Annotated in this window: 3 protein-coding genes; 2 read left to right on the top strand and 1 reads right to left on the bottom strand. The window is 48.0% G+C overall.

Annotated elements, in window-relative coordinates:
* Window positions 1–451 (bottom strand): COX15/CtaA family protein (locus C7B77_RS25580; protein WP_146138516.1); only part of this gene is annotated, 451 nt, incomplete at its 3' end.
* 563 nt (window positions 452–1,014) lie between these two features.
* Here C7B77_RS25580 and C7B77_RS25575 point away from each other — a divergent pair.
* Window positions 1,015–2,043: a cytochrome c oxidase subunit II gene (locus C7B77_RS25575; RefSeq protein WP_106311612.1), complete on the top strand. Its 1,029-nt coding sequence runs from the start codon at window positions 1,015–1,017 to the stop codon at window positions 2,041–2,043.
* A 160-nt stretch (window positions 2,044–2,203) separates the two neighbouring features.
* Complete coding sequence (gene ctaD, locus C7B77_RS25570) at window positions 2,204–3,862, top strand: cytochrome c oxidase subunit I (RefSeq protein WP_106311609.1); 1,659 nt, start codon at window positions 2,204–2,206, stop codon at window positions 3,860–3,862.
* The last annotated feature ends 102 nt before the right edge of the window (window positions 3,863–3,964 follow it).

The raw sequence follows: 3,964 nt of genomic DNA, 5'->3' as shown, positions 1-3,964 counted from the left end.
GGTGAGCGGTGACGATATCGAAGCGGAGTAATTCGGTTACTGTAAAGGCTCCTAATGCACCTTGGAGCAAAATCAGACTCAGAGCAAAGGTATTAGCCCATGGGAGCCAGCGGGGAAGCTGTTGGCGAAACCACCAGGAGGAGGCGACTAAGCCCAAAGTACTTAAGCCAATTAAGGCTGCATCTAGGCGATGAAACCACTCCAAAAATACTTGCAGGTTCATCTGCGCCGTTGGCACCAATTGCCCGTAACATAACGGCCAATCGGGGCAAGCCAATCCAGCATTCATTACTCTAGTGGCACTACCTACGGCCATGAGCAATAGCGTAGCAAAGGCAATCTTCCAAATCGATCGCCGGATTCGGGTTTGAATTACCAGATTATTCTCCCGGCTGGGTAGAGCTTCGTTTTTACTCGCAGAAGATTGGGGGGTGAGTGCAGAGTCTGACATAATTGACAATCGCCGAGTTAGTTGCCTAATTGAGTTGCTGTTGGCTAGACTAGCTAGATCGATCTCAAACCTAGCATTAATACCTAGTGGCTGCGAGGGTATTAACCGAGAGTTCGATCGGGTAAATACCACTACTCAACAGTGCAAACCCATTCTCTAAGCCAATTTCACTGACGAGACAATTAGATCCCAAAGAAAGTGTTAAAGATTTGTCGGACTAAAAATCTTTAACATTTATTACTGAGAATATTGCTTTTTCAGATCCCAAAGAAAATCTGAAGAAATGCAAATAAGTACCGATCGCTCTAATTGCCTACGGTACCTTAGTAAAGGTAGTAAACGTAACTGCCAACATCTTCAGATCGCCCCTATCATAAGTATCTATACTAAATTTTTAATCTTAAAAACCCCTCAAAACCTGGTTCGATCGGCACTGCGCCACTTCATTGACATAATCGATAACTTCGATTTGCTCCCACAAGCTGACATAGTATCGGTTTCAAAGATCGAGAGAACCAGATTGCGATCCCGATTCCACCACCTTTCCATCCCTGAAATAATCGATGAATATTCCTAGCTCAATTATTACGCTCCTGCTGGGTATAGGACTAACCTTAGTTAGTCTCTGGTATGGACAGAATCACGGACTGATGCCCGTAGCCGCTTCCGAAGAAGCCGCGCATATCGATGGCTTGTTCAATGCCATGATGACTATCTCTGTCGGCTTATTTTTGGGCGTGCAGGGCGTTCTCATCTATTCAGCTATTAAATTTCGACGCAGACCTGGCGAACTCGGTGATGGAGCCGCGATCGAAGGTAACGTACCATTAGAAATACTCTGGACGGCAATTCCTGCGGCGATCGTCTTATGGATTTCGATTTATAGTTTTGAAATCTATAATGAAATGGGTGGTTTCGACCCTGAAGCCAATGGTGCTCATGCGATGCACAGTATGCCCAGCGGTAAAGGTAGCGCGATGGCGGCAACTATGGATGCCAGTATGGCTGGTATGCCCGACTCTAGCAAACTGATGGCCGCAGTTGGCGTTGGTGCTTCTCCTGCCAATCAAGGTAAACCTGCTGCTGTCAATGTTAACGTCCTAGGACTCCAGTACGCCTGGATCTTTACCTATCCCGATGCGAATATCACTTCGGGCGAGCTACATATTCCTGTGGGCAAAGAAGTTCAACTGAATATGAACGCTCAAGACGTGATCCACGCCGTCTGGATTCCCCAACTGCGACTCAAACAAGATGTTATTCCCGGGACTCCTACCGAGTTGCGCTTTACTAGCAACAAAGTCGGTACCTATCCCCTGCGCTGCGCCGAACTCTGTGGTGGCTATCATGGTTCGATGGTGACACGGATGATCGTACATACTCCCGAAGAATACGACGCCTGGATTGCCAGCCAGCAACAATCGACCCAAGCACAAGCAGATATCGTCAAACAGACAATTGCCATGAATCCCGCAAATATGTCTGCTGGTACCTACTTAGCTCCTTACGCTAAAGAAATGGGCGTTAAACCAGAGATGGTAAACCACCTTCACCATGACATGAATATGTCGATCGCCTCTGCAACCAAATAGCAATTACTAGGTTGAGTAAGTAGATACGCACACATAGCCGCGAAACTTAGCTGGTGAAACTGTCCACCCTAATGACTCTGGAACGATTAGTTGGTGGGCAGTGCCCACCCTACGCGGTATCTACACTATCCCCTATCCCCTATCCCCTATCCCCTAGACGATGACAGCAGAACTATCGATTCCCACCCCGACGACAGAAGAGGATAATGTCGTCCACCATCATCGCAGATGGCAAGACTACTTTACATTTAGCAGCGATCACAAAGTGATTGGCATCCAGTACTTTGTCACTGGCTTTATCTTCTACATCATCGGTGGTTTATTAGCCGAAGGAATTCGGACAGAACTGGCGACTCCCGATCCAGATTTTGTCGATCCGGCTACATACAATAGTATGTTCACCATGCACGGGACGATCATGATCTTTTTGTGGATCGTACCAGCCGGAACGGGTGCCTTTGCTAACTATCTCCTGCCGCTAATGATTGGCGCGCGCGATATGGCATTTCCCAAGCTCAATGCCGTGGCCTTTTGGATTATTCCACCTACAGGTTTATTGTTGATTGCGAGCTTCTTTTTAGGCCCAGCGCAAGCTGGTTGGACTTCTTATCCACCACTGAGTTTACTTACAGGTAAAGTCGGTGAGGGGATCTGGATTATGAGTCTGTTATTGTTGGGAACTTCTTCGATTTTGGGGGGGATTAACTTCTTCACCACGATTCTGAAAATGCGCGTTCCCAGCATGTCGATGATGCAAATGCCCCTATTTTGTTGGGCGATGTTGGCAACTTCGGCCTTGATGCTAATTGCGACTCCAGTACTAGCTGGCGCACTGATTCTACTCTCCTTCGATCTCCTAGCTGGCACTTCCTTTTTCAATCCGACAGGTGGCGGCGAACCTGTAGTTTACCAGCACATGTTCTGGTTCTACTCGCACCCTGCCGTGTACATCATGGTATTACCCTTCTTTGGGGTAATTTCGGAAGTAATTCCCGTGCATTGTCGCAAACCAGTTTTCGGTTATGGTGCGATCGCGTATTCTAGTATGGCAATTAGCTTTTTAGGCTTAATTGTCTGGGCGCATCACATGTTTACCAGCGGTACACCTCCCTGGTTGCGGATGTTTTTCATGATTACGACGATGGTAATTGCCGTACCGACGGGAATTAAGATTTTTGGTTGGTTGGCGACGATGTGGGGCGGTAAAATTACGCTCAATACGCCGATGTTATTCGCGATGGGCTTTATCTCCACCTTCGTTATCGGTGGGATTACCGGAGTCATGCTGGCCGCAGTACCCTTTGATATCCACGTTCACGATACCTATTTTGTTGTCGCCCACTTGCACTACGTCTTATTTGGCGGTAGCGTCTTTGGGATCTACACGGGTATCTATCACTGGTTCCCTAAAGTCACCGGACGCCATATCAACGATACCTGGGGTAAGATTCACTTCGTCCTCACTTATATAGGGTTTAACGTCACCTTCTTGCCCATGCACATCCTCGGCTTACAAGGGATGCCGCGCCGGATTGCCATGTATGCGCCCGAATTCCAAGGTTTGAATCAAATTTGTACCTACGGTAGTTACGTCCTGGCTATTTCTACTGTACCCTTCCTCGTCAACGCGATTTGGTGTGCTTACAAAGGCGAGAAAGCTGGCGATAACCCTTGGAACGCTCTGACTCTAGAGTGGCAAACTACCTCACCGCCAGAAATCGAGAACTTTGAAGTTTTACCAGTGCTGACGACAGGCCCTTACGATTATGGGGATACCGAGCGAGTTGAAGAACCACCCAAGGTGTTTACAAATGTCTAGTTGTTAATACTGCCTAGCAAATTAGATTGAGGTAGCCCTCACCCCGCCCTCTCCTGCGGCTCTGGCTCCCCTCTCCCAAGCTTGGGAGAGGGGTTGGGGGTG

Source organism: Chamaesiphon polymorphus CCALA 037 (assembly GCF_003003845.1).
Classification (GTDB): domain Bacteria; phylum Cyanobacteriota; class Cyanobacteriia; order Cyanobacteriales; family Chamaesiphonaceae; genus Chamaesiphon; species Chamaesiphon polymorphus.
This window is presented reverse-complemented; position numbering and strand designations above follow the sequence as displayed.

What these genes read in the sequence shown, in the direction of transcription:
- C7B77_RS25575 (WP_106311612.1), top strand. Translation starts at nt 1,015, where the DNA reads ATGAATATTCCTAGCTCAATTATTACGCTCCTGCTGGGTATAGGACTA.
- ctaD (WP_106311609.1), top strand. Translation starts at nt 2,204, where the DNA reads ATGACAGCAGAACTATCGATTCCCACCCCGACGACAGAAGAGGATAAT.